At 31.3% G+C, this 19,444-nt stretch carries 10 protein-coding genes and 4 pseudogenes; 7 read left to right on the top strand and 7 right to left on the bottom strand.

The features are described from left to right. The first annotated feature begins 108 nt into the window (after positions 1-108). Genes ACQKNI_RS19245 through ACQKNI_RS19235 form a run of 3 tightly spaced genes read left to right on the top strand, consistent with a single transcriptional unit; the run spans position 109 to position 6,595 of the window. Complete coding sequence (locus tag ACQKNI_RS19245) at positions 109-3,333, top strand: lantibiotic dehydratase (protein WP_427282652.1); 3,225 nt, start codon at positions 109-111, stop codon at positions 3,331-3,333. Continuing rightward, complete coding sequence (locus ACQKNI_RS19240; protein WP_088233003.1) at positions 3,334-5,205, top strand: ABC transporter ATP-binding protein; 1,872 nt, start codon at positions 3,334-3,336, stop codon at positions 5,203-5,205. A 13-nt stretch (positions 5,206-5,218) separates the two neighbouring features. Continuing rightward, the gene (locus ACQKNI_RS19235) at positions 5,219-6,595 is read left to right on the top strand and encodes a lanthionine synthetase C family protein (RefSeq protein WP_088233004.1); all 1,377 of its coding nucleotides are present in this window, start codon (positions 5,219-5,221) and stop codon (positions 6,593-6,595) included. A gap of 836 nt (positions 6,596-7,431) precedes the next feature. Here the strand turns inward: ACQKNI_RS19235 and ACQKNI_RS19230 are convergent. Then, complete coding sequence (locus ACQKNI_RS19230; protein WP_088233005.1) at positions 7,432-7,983, bottom strand: AraC family transcriptional regulator; 552 nt, start codon at positions 7,981-7,983, stop codon at positions 7,432-7,434. Positions 7,984-8,194: 211 nt separating this feature from the next. On the opposite strand from ACQKNI_RS19230, the pseudogene ACQKNI_RS19225 reads away from it, so the two are divergent. Together ACQKNI_RS19225 and ACQKNI_RS19220 are read left to right on the top strand one after the other, a co-directional pair. Then, positions 8,195-8,347: pseudogene (locus ACQKNI_RS19225) on the top strand (IS6 family transposase); the annotation flags it as partial. A gap of 336 nt (positions 8,348-8,683) precedes the next feature. Further along, a pseudogene (locus tag ACQKNI_RS19220) lies at positions 8,684-8,874 on the top strand (Rpn family recombination-promoting nuclease/putative transposase); the annotation flags it as partial. Between the two features lie 20 nt (positions 8,875-8,894). Here the strand turns inward: ACQKNI_RS19220 and ACQKNI_RS19215 are convergent. Next, positions 8,895-9,729 (bottom strand): annotated as a pseudogene (locus ACQKNI_RS19215) (damage repair protein); the annotation flags it as partial. Between the two features lie 472 nt (positions 9,730-10,201). On the opposite strand from ACQKNI_RS19215, the gene ACQKNI_RS19210 reads away from it, so the two are divergent. Continuing rightward, positions 10,202-10,432, top strand: coding sequence for a helix-turn-helix domain-containing protein (locus ACQKNI_RS19210; protein ID WP_000467332.1), 231 nt, complete (start codon positions 10,202-10,204; stop codon positions 10,430-10,432). A gap of 5 nt (positions 10,433-10,437) precedes the next feature. Here ACQKNI_RS19210 and ACQKNI_RS19205 read toward each other — a convergent pair whose 3' ends face one another. The 5 genes and pseudogenes from ACQKNI_RS19205 to ACQKNI_RS19185 form a co-directional block, all read right to left on the bottom strand. Continuing rightward, complete coding sequence (locus ACQKNI_RS19205; RefSeq protein WP_088233006.1) at positions 10,438-11,052, bottom strand: replication-relaxation family protein; 615 nt, start codon at positions 11,050-11,052, stop codon at positions 10,438-10,440. Next, positions 10,991-12,172: pseudogene (locus ACQKNI_RS19200) on the bottom strand (FtsK/SpoIIIE domain-containing protein). The gene ACQKNI_RS19205 and the pseudogene ACQKNI_RS19200 overlap by 62 nt, the downstream one beginning before the upstream one ends. Positions 12,173-12,272: 100 nt before the next feature. Continuing rightward, positions 12,273-12,458: a hypothetical protein gene (locus ACQKNI_RS19195; protein ID WP_070146758.1), complete on the bottom strand. Its 186-nt coding sequence runs from the start codon at positions 12,456-12,458 to the stop codon at positions 12,273-12,275. A gap of 7 nt (positions 12,459-12,465) precedes the next feature. Then, positions 12,466-12,756, bottom strand: coding sequence for a hypothetical protein (locus ACQKNI_RS19190; RefSeq protein ID WP_170933801.1), 291 nt, complete (start codon positions 12,754-12,756; stop codon positions 12,466-12,468). Positions 12,757-13,898: 1,142 nt separating this feature from the next. Then, positions 13,899-15,599 carry a hypothetical protein gene (locus tag ACQKNI_RS19185; protein WP_088233008.1) on the bottom strand — a complete coding sequence of 567 codons (1,701 nt, stop codon included), beginning with the start codon at positions 15,597-15,599 and terminating at the stop codon, positions 13,899-13,901. A gap of 1,815 nt (positions 15,600-17,414) precedes the next feature. Between ACQKNI_RS19185 and ACQKNI_RS19180 the strand changes: the two genes are divergently transcribed. Then, positions 17,415-19,094, top strand: a complete 1,680-nt coding sequence (locus ACQKNI_RS19180) for a helix-turn-helix domain-containing protein (protein WP_088233010.1) — start codon at positions 17,415-17,417, stop codon at positions 19,092-19,094. Positions 19,095-19,444 lie beyond the last annotated feature (350 nt).

The raw sequence follows: 19,444 nt of genomic DNA, 5'->3' as shown, positions 1-19,444 counted from the left end.
TTACAAGAAATACTATACATTCATTTGCATAAGTGTTTATAATGAGAAGGGTTTTTGTTTATTTTGATAATTAGATAAAACTAATTACAAGTAGGAGGAGTGAGATAGATGATCACTAAGGAAGATGATTTAAAAAATACGAGTTTAACTACAAAATCATCAATTTTTTGTGCATTAGATTTTTTTATGATTAGAACGCCTCTATTGCCTATTGAAGTTTATAAAGAATGTTTTGATTTAGTAGGAAAGCAAGATATAGAGCAATATGAAATGGGAATAGAAAATTTACAAGAACTTTCAAGTAATCCAGTTATTCGAGAAACAATAGCTGTAGCAAGTAACGCTTTACATAGTTCATTAGACAATATTAATTTGAGCACTAATAACAAAAAGAAAAGACAAACGATTGACTCATTTTCACGTTATTTAAATAGAATGACTACAAGGCCAACTCCTTATGGTATTTTTTCAGGTGTATCACATGGTAAGTTTCATAACTTAGGGAACATATCCTTAGAAGGGGTTAATCAGTTTAAAAAACGTGCTAGAGCAGACATGGAATGGTTATTAAAATTGGTTGAGGTTTTAGAAAAGTCAGAAGAAATAATGGATGATCTTTATATAACGACAAATACTTCAGCTTACAAAAATGGAAATCGTTTAAAAATACCTTATCACACAGGTTATGGTCAACAGTTAACCCAAGAAAACGCTTTCGTTATCAATTATCATTCGATTAGTTATACTCCTGTGGTAAAACAAGTACTTGAAATTGCTAAAGAAAGATTAGTATTTAAAGATTTAATTAAAGAAGTAAGTAACTTATATCCTGATACTAGCAAAGCTATAATATACAAATTTGTAAAACAGTTATTGAACGAAGAATTTTTAATAAGTGAGCTTCGCCCACCGTTCATGTGTACGAATCCTTTTAATCATGTTCTAAACATACTTTTAAGGGTGGATAAGAATTCCAATTTTACAACTGAATTAGTTGAGATTAAAGAATACATAGAGCAATATAACGCGTTATCTATTGGTACGGGTGAAAACTTATTAAAGTTAATAAATCATAAAATGAACAGTATTGTTCAAGTTAAGAACCCATTACAAGTCGATTTAGTAATTAAAGAAAAAAACAATACTTTAACATATGAGATTAAAGAAAATGTTGAAAAAGCAGCAGAATTACTTTGGAATCTATCTCCTCCGGTTATCGGATTTAGTCATTTGAGTCAATATCGAAATGAATTTTTAGAAAAATATGGACCGTACAGAGAGGTTCATATACTTGATTTGCTAGATGAAGATATTGGATTAGGAGCACCTGCGACTTATAAATATCCTAAGAGCCCTTATAGTTACAATGAGCCAATTTCAGATTTTCAAAAAAATCGGGAAAAATTTTTAAATAAATGGATTATGGAAGCGGTTAATAAAGGGGAAATGGAAATTGAGATTGATCATAATAGGCTAAAAGATATTGAAGATAATGAAGTAGATGATGAAAAGGCTCCTCTTTCCATGGAATTATACTTCTCTATTCTTTCCAGAAGTAAAGATGCGCTAAATAAAGGCGATTATAAAATGATATTAAGCCCTAATCCTGGATCTGAAGGCGCTGGAAAGACATTTGGGAGATTTATTGATCTCTTTGATACTGAAGTAACTGAAAAAATGAATTCTATTCATAATTTGGAACAAGAAATTGAAGAAGACGCAATTTTTGCTGAAATAGTGTATTTGCCTCCAGCTGGTAGAAATTCTAATGTTGCGTTAACCGAGAATATTCGTCCCTATGAGATAGTTATTGGAACAAATTCATCTAAGGGGGCAAATCATACAATACCTTTGTCTGATATAGTAGTCGGCGCTACTTTTGATAGCTTTTATTTAAAATCTAAATCCTTAAATAAAAAAATTATCCCGACAAATAATCATATGCTTAACTACCTTACTGCACCAAATGTTTGTCGTTTCTTAGCTGAGATAGGATTAGAGGGAAGAAAGAGATGGATGTCTTTTGATTGGGGAAATTTAGGGGATTTACCTGTACTACCGAGAATTAAATCAGGAAATATAATAATCTCTCCTGCTGAATGGAAAATTAATCAGGATACATTTGATAAACAGGACATTAATGAAACTCATAAATGGAATAATTTAATAAACATATGGAGAGATAAATGGAAAGTCTCTAAGTATGTTTTTCTTACAGTTGGAGATAATAGATTGCTGCTAGATTTAGATAATCCTCTTCATTTGGAAATTATCAGGAAAGATTATACGAAACTGACTAGTGGTCAAAGCCTTCGTTTGATAGAAGTAGATGATGATATTTTGGACAGCTGGGTAACTAGTGAACAGGGGACATATCTTGTTGAATGTGTTTTTCCGTTAGTAAAAAAGCATAATGAACGCTTATCTAATGTGATAGATGCTCCTAGAGAAGATATAAATAAAACCATTATTGGGGATGAAAGATTAAAATTCCCAGGGAGTGAATGGCTCTATGTGAAATTGTATGGAATGGGTCAACGGCAAGAAGAGTTTATTAGTAAATCCCTGAAGGAATTTGTTCATTCTGCTCAGAAAGAAGGATGGTTGGATTCATGGTTTTTTATAAGGTATGCAGATCCTAAGCATCATTTAAGAATTCGATTCAAGGGTGACCCTCATCTTATACAAACAAAAGGTTTAATTGCTTTTTATAAATGGTCGCAACAATTAAGAGAAGAAGGCATGTTATCTAACCTAACCATTGATACTTATGACCCTGAGATTGAAAGGTATGGAGGAGATAAGTTAATTTTAGAAGCTGAAAATCTCTTTTTTGCAGATAGTTCCTTAATTTCGAATTTAATCGAATTAAAACGTTGGAAAAAAATTGATTTAGATGAAGAAGTATTGGGAGTTATTAATGTTATAAGTATATTTGAAGGCCTAGGGTTCACTTTTGAGAAAACATTAAACTGGCTAAACGACAGCTTAAATTATAAGGAATATCTAGTAGAATTTCGAGAAAAAAGGAGTATTCTCCTTAAAGTAGCTAATTCACATGAAGAATGGAAAAGTTTAAGAGAAGAACCTAATGGTTTAACAATTTATAATTTATTTTTAAAAAGAAACTATTATCTTGAGAAATATTCGAGAGAAATCGAAGAGGAAAAAAGTAAAGGGAAGTTAACGAATGATTATGATGACATAGTGGGAAGTGTAATTCATATGAGCCTGAACCGTCTAATTGGTGTAAATAGAGAAAAAGAAAAGAAAATTATGGCTTTAGCAAGGCACACACTCCATAACTTAAGATATCTAAGGAGAAAACAATAAATGAGCAAAGTAGATAAGGAATCATTAGAAACCTTAAGCATCTTAAATGTCTGGCGTTCTTTTCGTTTTTGGCCTCAAGTATTTGGCCTACTTTGGGGGACGCAAAAATTTTATTTACTCATTATATTAATCACTACTGGCTTACAGGGAATTACTCCAGCAATAATTCTTATATGTACCCAAAATATAGTGAATAGTGTAATAAAGGCTCAAGCAACCAATAGTTTTGACGATGTAATATTCTACTTTTTGTTGTTAATAAGTATAGGTTTTATGAATGAAGTTATCTCGTTGATAAAAAATTACTTCCATAAATTGTTTGAAAGCCTATTATCTAACAGAGTGAATATTTTAATTATGGAAAAGACCATTAACTTATCTCTGACGGAATTTGAAAATGCTGATGTTCAGGATCAGCTAAAAAGATCCCAAAGCGAAGCTAATTATAGACCTTATCAAATTTTCATGGAAATACTCTCAATAATTAGTGGCGTTATTATGCTTTTTTCAACAGCATCTATTCTCCTTTCTTGGAGATGGACAACAACTATATTATTAATTGTTGTTCCGATTACATCGTTTATTTCATTATTACGTATTGGAAAACAAGAATACCAATTACAGTATAATAGAGCGCCTAAATATAGACAGTCTTGGTATTTAACATTTCTTGTTACTAAAGATAGTAGCTTTAAAGAAATTAAAATTTATAAATTAGGTCAATATCTTTTAACAAGATATAGAGAACTATTTAATTTGTTCTATCAAGAAAATAAATCTCTTGTTAGACGTAGAACTAACATTTCTTTTTTCTTTAAATTATTGAATCAAGTAGTAGTAGCGTATGTTATATTTTTAATCTTGCATGATACGTATACAAAACAAATCAATATAGGTCAACTAGTGGGTATGATACAGGCTGTTATGATGACACAGGCAAATGCTCAAGGTGCAGTACAATATATCTTGTCATTTTGTCAAAATAACTTATATATGCAACAGTTATTTACTTTTCTAAGTCTCGATTCCAGCGATAAATTGGCAAGAAGCTTACACAGTAAAGAAATAATAGAAAACAACTCCTTGGATAGTATAGAACAAATAAGGCTAAGAAATTTAAGTTTCTGTTACCCAAACAGTAAGAAGCTAGCTCTAGATACAATTGACTTAGAACTTAATAGGGGAGAAACTGTAGCTATTGTCGGTAAAAATGGCTCTGGTAAGTCAACGCTAGTTAAATTAATGGCTCAGCTTTATCAAGATTATCAGGGAGATATTCTAATTAATGGGAAATCAATAGTATCTTATCCAGAAGATCAGTTTTTACAAAAAATAGGGGTCGTATTTCAAGATTTTGTTCATTACGAAATGTCTGTTAGAGAAAACATTGGATTTGGAAATCTTATGAATGTGAACAATTCAGATGAGGTTTTAAAGGCAGCTGAGAGAGCAGGTATAAAAGATTTAGTAAACCAATTACCATCTAAACTAGATACACAACTTGGTAAGTTATTCAAAGATGGACATCAACTGTCGGGAGGGCAATGGCAAAGAGTTGCTGTGGCTAGGGCTTTTATGAGAAACGCAGATGTATATATTCTGGATGAGCCTAGTTCTTTTTTAGATCCTGAAGCTGAAATAGAAGTGTTTGATAAATTCAGAAAACTAGTCGAAAATAAAATAGGAATTTTCATATCCCATCGTTTTTCCTCTGTATCTTTTGCAGATAAAATTATCGTAATGGATAATGGAAGAATTGTAGAATCAGGTACTCATCATGAATTGATGAAATTAGATGGACAATATGCGAAGTTATATAGACTTCAGATGTCAAATTTCGCTAAAGAAGAAAATTTAGTATCTAATCATTAAAAGGAGCAAATAAATGAAAAAAACAACTCTTAAGAATAATTGGAAGCCTATTGAAGATGAGAATTTATCATATAAGATTTCTACATTAACTTTAGCATTATCTAGATTATTACAAGATCCTAAAAAATCAAAAGAACATGGATTAGATAAAAAAAATATTGTTAGAGTAGAAAATCATGAGTTATTGCCTTGGCAAGATCTAAGCCTCTCACATGGCTATCCTGGAATTTGCTTATTAATGGGTGAGCTAGATAGAAGTTTTCCAGAAATGAACTGGGATATTACAGGCCACGAATATATGAAGGCTATTCAAAAATCGCTTAATGAAGACACAATCACAAGTCTTTCGCTATGGGGAGGAATATCTGGCATTATAATGGGGGCAAATGGGTTATCTAAAGGTGGCACCAGATATCAAAATATGATAAATACCTTGCATACCTTTTTCCTAAATAATTATTCGAATCTGTTAGAGGAATCATTTGCTCAAATTAATGATGGGGTATCAATGAAAAATTATGATGCCATTCAAGGGTGGAGTGGTATTGGAAGGTATCTGTTAGAGTTTCAAGAGAATCCTAAGATAAAACAAGCATTGTTAGAAGTTTTAGAATATCTAGTTAAAGTTAGTGAGCATAAGTATATAAATGGACAATATGTTCCTGGATGGTATATACCTGTGGATAAGCTATTATTAGATTCTGATAAATTTAGTTACCCTCAAGGAAATTTTAATTGTGGATTATCACATGGTATACCTGGAGTTTTAGCATTACTTTCTTTAACCCAAAAAAAGGGGATTGAAGTTCCTGGTCAAGTACAAGCTATAGAAAATATTGCTAAATGGTTATTAAAGTGGACTGCATATGATGAGTATGGAGTTTATTGGCCAAATTGTATTAGTTGGGAAGAACATGTAAATGGAGTATTAAAAGGTAAATCGACACATAGAGATGGATGGTGTTACGGGTCACCGGGTGTTGCTCGCTCTTTATGGTTAGCAGCAGATGCTTTAGGTAAAGACCATTGGAAAGAAAAAGCTATAGAATCTTATATAGCAACTTTTAAAAGACCATCTAGTACAAGATTGCTTGACTCTCCTACGTTCTGTCATGGTATTGCAGGTCTCTTATACATGACACAATGTATGTGGGTAGATACAGGAGTTAAAGAATTAAAAAAGTTAAGAGATGAACTTGTGGAAGAGGTAATTTCCTTATATGATTCAACCGCTCCCCTAGGATACTACGATTGTATACATGAAAATAACCAAATACGCTATGTAACAAAAGTAGGTCTATTAGAAGGCACGACTGGAATTGTCTTATCTCTACTTAGTACAATTCAAACAGAGAGACCAGATTGGGACTCGGTGTTTTTATTAAATTAAAACAATTAATATAATTAACATCAAATTAAAATATGAATTTATTTGCATTGTGGCTATAAGAAGCTGGTCATCTACAAACAGTAGGTAATCAGCTTCTTTTTATTGTGAAATAGACTTTTTCAGTTGTATTTTTGAAATAAAGGTTGTATTTTAATCAAACTTTTTTCAAAACGGTTAAACTTTGTTTTAAACGGTACGACTTTGTTATAAACAGTTAAACTTTATTTCAAATCAATATCTACATTTATACAAAAATATTATTTAACGAAAGAGAAATGAGAGATTTAATGGGATCTCTCATTCCCTTTTCAGCATTTTTAAAAATGTATTCACAAAAACGGCTTCTTATTTTCGCTTACACAATGAAATAGCAGCTTACAGAATACAATTGTATTAGAAATGATAAAGTCTTTAAATACAAAGGGATAACAGGCTTACATGTAATTGGCGTAGCACCAACAAAACACGAATTCCGTACGCTAAGAGATAAATCAACTTTTATAAGTGATACTTTTTTGAGTCATAGATGATACCTCATGAGAAGAGTCTATAGTGCTATGTAAATTAAGATGAATTTCTGCGTAACACTATAGACTTTAAATAGAATTATTTAACCTTTTGGATTTCTAACTATAATACTGCACCTTAACACTTACCAATTTTAATAAACCTGGTAAAAAAAAAGAAAGCCCCTAATACATAATCTATTCTTCTTCAATATATGGATCACCATTAAAAATTAACCATCTTTTTTCAATAGAACCCCCCTCAAAAATTCATTAATTCATAACATTGTTTTCTCCCATATCATGAATGAATGAATTAATAAATATCTATTATTCTTTCTTTTCTTGCTCCTCTAACTCTTCAAATTGCAAGTTTATGGGTTCTATAGGTAAACATTCACAATCATTTGTTTTCAAATTTACTAAAGGCATCTTTTTATCTAGTTCTTCCAACTGTAAATGAGTAACCCATATACAACCTTCTCCAAACAATAAAATACCAGTGGCAATCTCAACCGCGTTTTCTTCTACATCCAATATGATAGAATGAGGCTTCCAATTTTCCGTATGTTTTATTGGACGATTTTTCATATTATCCATAGCAAGCAGTTCTGCATTCCCCCCCGTAATCCCCATCCATAATCCAGCCCGCTCCTTTACATCTTCTGTTTTTATAACAGCAGTTAAACGTAATCGTTTTCCACGATATCGATCAGCATTGATTGTGCACATTAAAGTTCCAAATTCCTTATGAGTAACATTTTCTTTAGATTTGAGATAAATTGATGTTTCTCCTTGAAAAATGTGATAATCCACTCCATTTTCATATTTTTCTGGGCAACTACCAGTTAATAATCCATCTTTTATAAGATCTTTTTGCATACCTTCCTCTTCCCTTCTGTTTATAAATTTTTTATCTAGTTTCTTCTCGACACTATAAATTACTTTTTTGAAAAATTTAGTTTTAATCATTATTTCTATTTTTTAAATCTATCATATATAACTTATTCGTTTTTGATTTAAATTGCGGTTCTATTGCAAAGTGTTTAAAACTAAGCTAAACTTTTGCAAAACAGAGTGAGGGGAATCATAAATGAGATATTTTAAAGGGAAGCAATTCAAAAAAGATATTATTTTGGTAGCCGTTGGCTACTATTGTCGTTTTTCTTTAAGTTATCGCGATGTCTCTGAAATTTTGAAAGAATGTGGTGTTTTAGTTCATCCAACAACTATTATGCGCTGGGTGGTTCTGTTGCAAAGTTTGAAAAAAGCATAAACTATAAAATATTAATATTTTTCTCCCCCAATTTTCATTTCCCTATTAAAGATACAATCGAACTACTCACCACCTAACAATTCTGTGTTTTTTTGAAGTGGGAGTGTTCTTTCCTATTTTGAATAAACAAGATGCATTTTTCAATACTTTCACTAAAACTGCAACTATTTGTAACGTGTACAATTTTACGCATCACCGCTTCAAAAGGTACACCTTTTGATGTAGATACATATCTATGAAAAACATCGCTTCAAAACATTAAAAACTTCATATTTGAAGTACTTCTATAAAATAAATACCTTTTGAAGCGGTTATGAAGCTCGTGAGAAAATACTTCTAGATGAACAAGCTAAAAAAAAATAGCTCATGCACGAGAGGAAGGTATTAAACAAGGGAAAACCCAATTAATTCGTGGTATGCATAAAAATGGAATGCCATTAGAAGTTATTGCAAAATTCACTGGTCTCAGTACAGAAGAAATACGAAAATTACTATAATAATTATATATCATGGCAAAAGATCGTAAGCGAAAACAGGTTTCTTCTATTTGTTCTAGAAGAAGCATTTTTAATTTGTTGTGGATAAAACAGTCTTCTAATGATATTTGCCCTTTTGTAATAGAAATGCTTTTTAGAATGTATTTATTAGCAATCCAGCTCTCATCAATACCATATGAGAAGTGATATGACTCTTCACCTTTTACTTTGCCAAATCGCTTTATTAGAAGCTCTTTAGGTGTTTTTGCAACATCCTTCAAGGAAAATAGTCCCATTCCATGCAACACCTCTTCACTAGCCGTTCCGATTCCCTATAACTTTTTAGAAACATTCTCGAATGTCCACATAGCAATCCTAGAGTTTGAATGTTTAATTTCCACGTCTAGAGCAATTTTTGAAAGAAACAAATCTGGTCCAATTCCAATAGATGCTGTTATGCCAGTTGTGTCATATATTTCTCTTTGGATCCTTTTAGCAATTATCATTGGATCACGTCCGAAAAGACGAGCTGTTTGTTGCATGGCTAGAAAGCACTCATCTACTGAGTAAACGTGTAGATCCTCTAATGCTACATACTTCGTGTAACTTTCTGTGATCTAATCTGAGATTTCAACATATCTTCTCATTGTTACATTTACCACAATTATATTTGGATCTCTTGGTATTTCGTATAATCTGGTTGCTGTAGAAATCCCTAATTTTTTCAGCTCAGGAGTCGCAGCCAACACAATAGACCCGTTTCTATCCATATCCCCAACGACAGCTAATTTTACTTTCAGTGGATCTAAACCCCTCATAACACATGCATAACTGGCAAAAAATCATTTGATTTATCCATTTTGAGTAATCAAACATCGTTTTACCCTCCAAAAACAGAACGTTTATTCTCGTTACAAACCTATTGCCTTGCGTTATATAACCATTTAGAAAATATTTATTTATTATCATTATGGTACGTGAAATTACATACATATATTTCTTCAATATTCGACCACTGAACAATATAGTATCTCTTAATTTATTAAACTCGTTTTCTTTACTCCATGAATTAAGAAAAGCCTAAACCCTTGTGTACCAATGGATTTAAGCTTTTTATTTTGTAAGAATGCACTTTGCAACAAGTTGCCATTAGGATAGTGTATCAGCAACTTGTAGCTATTACTATGAATGCTAGATTCCTCAAAATTATTCCATATTTTTTGATTTTATTTATATTATTCTATGCTTTGTTTCAAATTATAATTCCATATTTATGAACAAAGGTTTAGTTTTATGGAATATTGTACAAGCTATAAGTACGATATTCTTTATTTAGGAGGAATTCCTTATGTTTGGTCTAGGAAAAAAAAGAACTCCATTTGGTGACTATTTAGATCGTAGAGGAATTAAACAACAGTGGTTAGTGCAAAAAACTGGATTAAGTAAATCATTAATAAGTGATTTAGCGAATAAAAAGGATCGTGTTCCCACTTTAACATCCGCAACTAAAATCATTAAAACACTAAGAAAATTTGATAACCGCATTGATTATCATGATTTTTGGGATATCAATATTTAAGATTCCTAGAATATGTGGTCCATCACGAACGTTCTCATAAACACATTTTGTTTTGTAGCATATTGTTCTAATTTGGATTGCCGATAGTCTGATAATGTGAAAAAGTTAATTACCGGAACAATAGCATTCTGTCTTTTATAGATATCTGTTATATGGCCATATAACTGTATTTTATGTTCATTTGCCTTCATATGTTGCATACGATCTATTTCAACAAAATGGGGTACATTATCCTCAAAATACGTGGCGTCAGGAATAATCTCATACCGTTGACCATTGATTGAAAAATCGATAGATCTTTCTGTTTTCCATTCTGGAAATCCAAGCCACATCCAACTCTCGTTTTGCATTAATATGTGCTGTAATTGGCTACTTTTCTTTACTTCTTTTGTAATGCCTAATAAATCCCGTCCCTTTTTATTTAAATAATATACGAGTTCACGAGCCATTTTTGTAATGTGAAAATACGAGGGCATATCCTTTAATACACGATTTGCATTTCGAATGCTCCCTAGACAATGGATAGCTTGTAGTTGCCTCCTAGTTAAAAAATCTAACTTACCCAAAGTGGATAAAATCTCGATTTGTCTCGCTTTCTGTTTGAGTGTTTGATGCCTCATGTTGCTTCACCACCTTATATTGCTTTAGCAACTCCTACATATCTGTATCCTTTAAATAAGGTACCTGGATTTCCTCTGTACGATCTGTTTTAAACAATGCTCTTCCTGGAAGAGAAGGCAAATCCTCTAACCCTGATTCATCCAAAGCAACTTGTGAAGCGACCGTCGTTGGTAATCGAAAGCCTATTTTCGCATCAGCATTTTGTTTGATCTTTCTTGGCAATGTATCAGAGGTTGGATATTGCGTACAAAATATGAGCCGGAATCCTAAACCACCTCCGATTCTTGCGATTTCAGATAACATCTCTTGGCACAAAAATAATACATCACGTTGTTTTTTAGGTAATCCTTGTGTAGGACAAAGATTTGCTCCTTCATCTACTATGATGAAACATCGCTCTTTTATGGATGTATCTATGATATTAGTAAAGTAGGACTTCTTCATTACTTCAATTTGTTTGACCATTTTCTCACGTACTTTAGCCAACATTTCTAACGCCTGTTTCGGATTTTCAGCTACTTCTACAACTTGGGATAGCTCTTTGTAAGGACTAAATTCTAACCCTTCTTTCAGATCGATAATAAAAAAATTAACGTGTTGAGATTGTTGCAAAATTAAACTAGTCATCACATTTTTTAAGAATACTGTCTTTCCAAAACGAGTCATTCCACTTACACACATATGAGGTGTTTTCTCAAAGTCATGATATACATATTTATCTAACGCTTTCCCCACCATAACGCTCCATGTATGCTCTTTTAATAGATCCTTAGACCAATTCCACATTTCAGGTATTTGTTGGCTAAATACTCGAATATGAAGCTCTCTTTGGTGAAACGATATTTTAACAGGTTTATATAGACCTTCTTCTAATACTTCAGCTAACTTTTGGATAAGTTGACTAGGTACACCAAGTGGTAACTTGTAAACATAATTCATACTTATATCATCTTTCATTTCTTTTATAAAAATGGGGTATTGTAATTCACCTTTATGTTGAACACATATCTTTGCAATTTCAAAAAACGTTGCAATTTTTTTCTTATCACTCATTCCATTACTTTGATAAAAATAAGCTACAGTTATAAAGGTTGCTGGAATTAATAAAAGCGACAACATTCTCTCCATACCTCCTTAAGGTAGTTGAGCCTGTATGGAAGCCTATAAAAAGCTGTTTAAGATGCGCTATTATAATCACTTTCAACTACCAGATGTAATACTAACGTAGAAACACATCTAGTATATCCATTAGAACGTACCAAACACTCCCAATCAACAAGCATTTAAGACCTGCACGTAGCAACCAACCTGGAAGATAAAGCCCTTTCTTCTTCAGCAATTTTACTCCTAAAACTGAAGCTCCGGTCACGCCATATACAATCCCTAGCTCTCCAATGATTGTCATGTTTATCTCATCCTTTCGGTTTGATAGATAAATTCCCCTTACGATCTCTATAAAGTTGATAATCATCCAGTAGCTCATTCCATGACAATGCATGTTCTTCGCCGTATAACTCCTCTTCAATCTTTTGACTTAAATAATAGTAACCTCGGTATTGTTGGTTCAGGTATACTTCGTGACGTAACATATGCTCTTGTATAGCGCATATGTTTTCTTCATTCTTATTAGCTTTGTACATTTGATTCAATGTTCGAGAAGAATATAGATAAGGTGTACTATACAGCATTTGATATTGACTCATATGTCTTCACCATCCATATAGAATTCTAGATACACTAAATACATATGATAATGATACGGATTTTCGAATTTGTCCCTAAAAAAATACGTCATTCCAAAATAGGAATGACGTTCGACAAAAATCTTAAATTCTTTGAAACTGTGCTAATAACAAGAAAACGACCCTTTCTTTACGCCGTCACAAGCAGAAAAAGAATGGTTTTCGTAAAAATAAATGATAATTGATAGCCACCACTTGACGGTAGCAGTTATCAAAAGAGGATCACATGTTGGTAACATACTGCTCTTTTTTTTTGATTGTATGATTTTTTTTTTAAGTGGTTCGAAAATAAAATTAAAAATTGTAAATTAATCTTTTCAGCCATTTTAGTAACAATGTAATTGAAGAGTAGTTAATAAAATCTAATATAAATATATATCTTATATATATTAAAAATATAAAGATAAAACTTATATAGGACTGGCAAATGTACGTATATCCTTACTCTAACAAAGCCTCTTAACATTTCATAGCGTAAAAAATCATAAAAAGTAGAATTTAACAATGGAAAATTAGGTATTATTATGGTTTAAAATCTACAAATAATCATAAATGGAATTTAGTATTCCTACATAAAAAATGAAACAATTTGATACATTATTAAACATATTTATTCGATCGTAAAATTTCATATGAATTCAATGAATCTCCACAATCTTATTGTAGTTACCCACAAAAGATTCACATTATATGTTATTTAATCAACATAATCCTAATTTCACACATAACTCACATTTATATTGATGATTTTTGATAGATGAAGGCATATAAGCCATTTATATCAATGATAATGGCACTAAATTATTCACATTATGTGTTATTTATCTACTTATCCACGAAATTTAATTTTTTTCTTATGATTTCTTGTAGATATTTGAATGTATATAGACAGCTTATAACATGTTTTTATGGAAGTATGTGTGGAAATATAGATAGGTACTATACTATTTTTGTATATGATTGCATAAAAAAAGACCCTATTTTGAATAGAATCGAGTAAAGTTACTTAATGTGAAGAATGAGTAAAATTCTTTTAAATAAACGTATCAACACGAATAGCCCTCTATCTTGAATTTTTTTCAAAAATAGAGAGCTGATTATGATTAGTTCGTTTTCATTGCTGTCAGTACTTGCTCAGCCGTTGTTACTGGGATACCAGCGCGTATTAACTGTTCAAAGGCACGCATAAATGTAATTAAATTAAAGTTATCTGGTACTTCAATAACGCGAAGCTTTTCTTTCGGTAATCTATCTATCTTCTCAATGAACAATTCCCGAACATCACTAGGAATAGAGCGTTCTTTATGTCCTCTTACCTTTAAGAGTTCACGTATTTCTATTTCTAAAGCCATATAAGCGTTTAAGTTTGTACCTTGTTCATAAGCGTACTTTCTAAACAACGTTTCTTCTTGATACTTTAGATAGTTGCGGTGATAAGATTCCTCTGTAACAGGTACAGCAAATTTGTAATTTAGTAATTCATACGTTTTGCGGAACAACTTTTTGATGTTTCGGAGAGAGTACATAGAGAAATGCAATCCGAAATCAAATACAGCTTGTTCTTTTTGTTCTTTTGGAACATGTTGTGTAATCAGAGGATAAATACCCTCTTTAGCTGCGGTATCAAGAATTTGATATTGTGATGTTTGATTTAATAATTTTTTCAGTGTATATACTAATTTGCTTGGATACTCTTCATTACGATCTATCATGTCACGTAAGCTATGAATTACGCTTCGAATTTGTCGATGGCATGTATATTTAAGTACATGGATAAACTTGTTCATGTCTTGTGTAAATTCACCAATATTCATTTCTTGTAGTACGGATTCGATAAAACGAGCTTTACGAGCATAAGTAAGCTTTGGGGTGAATGGATCACGATACTGTACTTCTCCTGTTTCTTTTGCACATAAGAAATCCGTATGTAAGGATAGATATAGAGTCGTATATCTTTTTTTATTCTTAACCCCTTTTTGTAATTTACAAATTTTGAATAGTGGAGTCCCTGTACATGGTAATGCAGTTGTTAATTCTGTCATAACTGCGCGAATTTGATGTGGATATTTTTTATGTAAAAAGCGGTACATCCCACCAAAATGAGTTTTATTCCCTTTTTCATCTTGTTTGTCTAAGGAACGTTTTAGTGTAGTTTCACTGTGCTGTTGCATAGCAATATCTAAGAATAGCTTCTTAGATGCAACTGATAGCTCAAAGAAAGCTTTCGTAAATACCACCGGGCTAATATAAACATATGCATTCGCCTTTTCAGTTTCTTCATTCATAAAATGAGTTAATTTAATTGTATATCGACCATCTAATTCATTTTCAATCGTAATAATGTTATGTATACTTAATTTCTTTAATGCAATATAGAATTGAGAATGCTGTATGTAAGCAAATTCTTCTTTATATAGTTTGTAATCTTCCCACATCATATGTATTGTTACATTCGGAATGACTCCATTCGTGTAACATTTTTTATGTAGATATAGGAAGACTTCCAAATCTGCGTTTGTAAGGCCATATAATTTATGCTTTCTTCCCATTGTTTCCGAAATAGCAGATAGTGTACGACGTGAAAAAGATGGTTTAGCCTGTGCTACGAAGCCATCCACATCGGCAATACGCTCCTCATATGTCATTTGATTAACAATATCCTCAAGGTATGTATCTTTATAGCTGTAGTATTTCTCTTCGAAAGTTTCAACAAGTTTTTGCCAAGACTTCAGTGTTACTAAAACTGCATTTGTAGATTGTCCATTTAGACTACGTTGATTACGAATAATAAATGATTTTCCCATCTTTTTCACCTCCTACCTATAAATTCAGAAATAAATGCCAAAACACTATAAAATATACCAATTTTGATTATACCAAATCGAAATTTGCTGAAATGCGTCCCTTTAAGAGAAAAAACAAAAAGATGAAACGCCCTTTAATCCCTTGTGTATCAAGGGGTTTCAGGATTCCAGGAAATTTTTTTATGGACATGATATGGCTATGGATTTTCATATTGCTAGAAAAGAAGTGAAATAGCAAAAAAACCTTGTAAACATGATTAAATCAACGGTTATATCGATTTTCAAAAAAATAAAAGGGACATGATATGGCTATGGATTTTCATGTTTATAATTGTGAATTAAACAGATGAACCCTTTTAAATAGTGATGTTAATGGGGTTTATCTGTAATTTTATAATTACAAAAGGAACATGAAGTGGCTAGGATAGTTTTCATGTTTGGGTAAAAAAGGGGACATCATACAGCTATGGATTTTCATGTTGCATAAATACATGAAAATAGGGTTATAAACATGTAAAGTCTTAATATAAAAAGGTTTATGGGGGTTTCTTCTGAAAAAAGGGGACATCATATAGCTATAAATTTTCATAACGAATTGTATAGGTGTAGTAGAAAAGCTTATATATCAAGCTTTAAGCATTTTTAGAAAAAAATTTCGAGTTAGTAAAAAGAGTTACATAATGTCATTTTTGTTTCATGTTTTGATGGAAAGGGACATGATATGGCTATAAATTTTCATTTTGATGAATTTGGGGTGTTCGAAGTAACATTAATATTTTAATTCTTACATTTTTTCACTTTCACTTCTCTTTAAAATGTAAGAGGTACTTTAGAGAGTGTGTGGATTTGAAATAAAGTCACGATCTTTTTTTAAATACGATCTTTTCTTTTGTTCATTTATTAAGGTTAATGACATTATTTCGATTAAACTTTATCTTAAAGCTACTGTAACTATGTTTTTAAGGTGAAATTAGAGCGAGATGAATAAAATGTCGAAAATATAAGAATTTTTTGTTTTTTTGTTGATTTATGTTATTTTTAATGTTAAACTCATAACAACAAAGAAAGAGTAAACGAAAACCCTTAGCGATTAAATTATCAGAATTTTCATTATTTTTATCGGTTTACTCCATGTGATTTACACGTTTGTGTATTGCTTTTCCACTCTTTCTTTGTTTTTTATAACAGTTGGAACTTCTATTTTAAAAATTATTGTTGTTTAGGAGGGATAGCTAATAGCTTGGACATTTAATGAAGAGTTTTTATTACAATGGAGTGGATCCAGAAAGAGGTGAAAAATAAGAAATTTGGATGTTAGTTTTTTCATTTTAGAAAAGGAAGAATAAAAATATAGTGGACATACAATTACAATAAAGGAATGCAGTATAGATCAGTATACTTGCATTCCTTTGCTATGAAAATGTATGGTGTTTGTTTAAGAAGAATAAGATATTATAAATTATGCTTTGTAGCGGCATTTAAATCCTTATATCCGTATATATAATATATAATAGTTTTGTGTTTATAAATAATATTACTAAAAATCTAATAGAAAAAGAGCTAATAGATGAAAGATAGGTTATTGTATAAGTACTTGTATAATTGCTATTTGGATTTTACAAATCGATTCAGTCTTGTATAATCAGTTACAGAGTGGGCTATAAGTATGCAAAATAGAGCCCATAACATGTTAACAGTGAAATGAAAGGATAGAATATTCTGACTTCATTTCTACTTTTATAAAAAGGGACATCATATAGCTAATTATTTTCAAGTTCAGATCAATAATAAATGTATATAAGGAGCAGAATTTATATGGAAGACGTTCTACAATTGTTTAGAGATGCACTATCAATAACGGAACAATTGTATAAACAAGATGAGCAATTGTGGCATAAATGGGTTTCCTATTATGTTGAGGTTGAAGCAGATCAAAGTAAAATTGTGACTTCAAAATACCTTTCTCCGTCATTTTCAATGCTTGTACAGTGGCTAGAGCAACAACAAAGAAAAGGTGTTTCTCCGCTAGATATATATAGAAATATAGATGATTACAGATTAATCATCGATGAGACAATAGGTGTCTTTATTGAACAAGAGTTTCGTAAAAATCAGACAGTTAGTAATAAAGTGCATACAGCAACAAGTGAATCAGATGCGAACATATTGAATGAAAATTATTTAGAAGTAAATAACTCCGCGGTCTATTATAAGTTAAGAGATGGAATAGCTAAAAATCAATTTGAAGAAGATGAAAACACACGGTTAAAATCTTATCCTATTGAAACAAAGGATAGTAATGGAGTGGCACAGCTTTCCTCTCATAAAGATGAAGATCTAAAGTTAACGAATACTGAAGAGACAGCAAGATGGAATACATTAGTAGATGGTGTAATGAGTAATATGGATGATCTAACTGCAGATTGTTTAGATACCATCACGATTCAATGGTTGAATGAAGCAAAATCGCCTGATGAATTTATTGATTTTTCATATGAACAAGTTTTAGAAATGTGCAGTATTTCAAAGGCTAAGGCAAATGGTGTCGAATATTATAGGGTAGAAGATAAAATTAAAGTTGCGAAGCGGATTGCGGCCCTAGCGAGTATTTTTATATATCTAAATGATGACAACGAAGTAGTCGTATTAAATGATCGTGCTGAAACAGGTAAACATTATGAAGTAAAACGCGAGGTAATTAAAAGACTATTTGTATTAGATTCCGTAGTTCTATGGAGAGATAAAAACACAAACGAATACATGGGGATAGAGTCGTGTCGAATCAAACCGGGAAGTTTCTTATCTGGATATCTATATGGATCTAATAGTACTACAGCATTATTATCAAAAAAGGCACTTGAATATAATAGTTATAGACACAAATATCATAAAAGATTAATTCGATATTTGACATGGCAATGGAGAATACGTCAAATGTTTTCTAGCTTACAAAGACCTTATTCTATAGGTGGAGATAAAGGTTTGTTAGCAGTTATGGGTATAAATCAAAAACAAAAACCTAATCGTATCCGCGAACAATTAGAAAATGTTCTTAGTGATTTAGAAAAAGAAGAAGTAATTTCTCATTGGGAATATCATAATGGTTTAGAAGAAGAAAAACTGACAAAGAAGAATTGGTTTAAAAACTATTATTCACAGTTAGGAATAGTAATATTGCCACCCAAAGAATTAATTAGTTCAATGGAAAACTTAGCGAAAAAGAAAACAATTGATACAATAGATGAGGAAAGTCATCCAGTAAAAATTGTAGAAAAACCATTAGATACGAATGAAAATGAACAACTTATCAGGGAGAGAATAGAGTTTATTCATATGAAGAAGAATATAACTATGCGAGAATTATCAATAGAGATAGGTATATCACAGCCTACTCTTTCTAGATTCTATAATAAAAAAACAAAGCGTCTCTCTAGTACGGCGAGAAGCAAATTAAACCAATGGTATAAAAGACAAATGATTATCGATAAAATGTAAGTTAAAGCTAAAAATTAGTATTAAAAAGAGTCCTAGAAATAGGACTCTTTTTAATGTAGTTATTGAATTTGCCTGTTTTAAAATACACTAATAAATATAGAAATATCCCTATTTAGAAACAGGGATATTTCTATATTAAAAAGGAAATTATAGTAGTGTTATATGGTATATGCAATAGAATCAGCAATGTATATTATTTCAGTAACTTATCTAAAGCTCTCTCCTAACCCTTTATTTTTGTAACAAAGGCAACAGGATATAGAAATATCCACTTATAGAAATAGGGATATTTCTATATTGAGAAGGGGATTATAGAGTGATATATGGTATATGGAATAGAATCAGTAATG

It is taken from the genome of Bacillus sp. NPDC094064 (assembly GCF_050279585.1).
Classification (GTDB): Bacteria; Bacillota; Bacilli; order Bacillales; family Bacillaceae_G; genus Bacillus_A.
This window is presented reverse-complemented; position numbering and strand designations above follow the sequence as displayed.

Coding starts and splice junctions, on each gene's coding strand:
- ACQKNI_RS19205 (WP_088233006.1), bottom strand. CDS start 11,052: ATGAGGCATCAAACACTCAAACAGAAAGCGAGACAAATCGAGATTTTA.
- ACQKNI_RS19235 (WP_088233004.1), top strand. CDS start 5,219: ATGAAAAAAACAACTCTTAAGAATAATTGGAAGCCTATTGAAGATGAG.
- ACQKNI_RS19180 (WP_088233010.1), top strand. CDS start 17,415: ATGGAAGACGTTCTACAATTGTTTAGAGATGCACTATCAATAACGGAA.
- ACQKNI_RS19195 (WP_070146758.1), bottom strand. CDS start 12,458: ATGACAATCATTGGAGAGCTAGGGATTGTATATGGCGTGACCGGAGCT.
- ACQKNI_RS19210 (WP_000467332.1), top strand. CDS start 10,202: ATGTTTGGTCTAGGAAAAAAAAGAACTCCATTTGGTGACTATTTAGAT.
- ACQKNI_RS19190 (WP_170933801.1), bottom strand. CDS start 12,756: ATGAGTCAATATCAAATGCTGTATAGTACACCTTATCTATATTCTTCT.
- ACQKNI_RS19245 (WP_427282652.1), top strand. CDS start 109: ATGATCACTAAGGAAGATGATTTAAAAAATACGAGTTTAACTACAAAA.
- ACQKNI_RS19185 (WP_088233008.1), bottom strand. CDS start 15,599: ATGGGAAAATCATTTATTATTCGTAATCAACGTAGTCTAAATGGACAA.
- ACQKNI_RS19240 (WP_088233003.1), top strand. CDS start 3,334: ATGAGCAAAGTAGATAAGGAATCATTAGAAACCTTAAGCATCTTAAAT.
- ACQKNI_RS19230 (WP_088233005.1), bottom strand. CDS start 7,983: ATGCAAAAAGATCTTATAAAAGATGGATTATTAACTGGTAGTTGCCCA.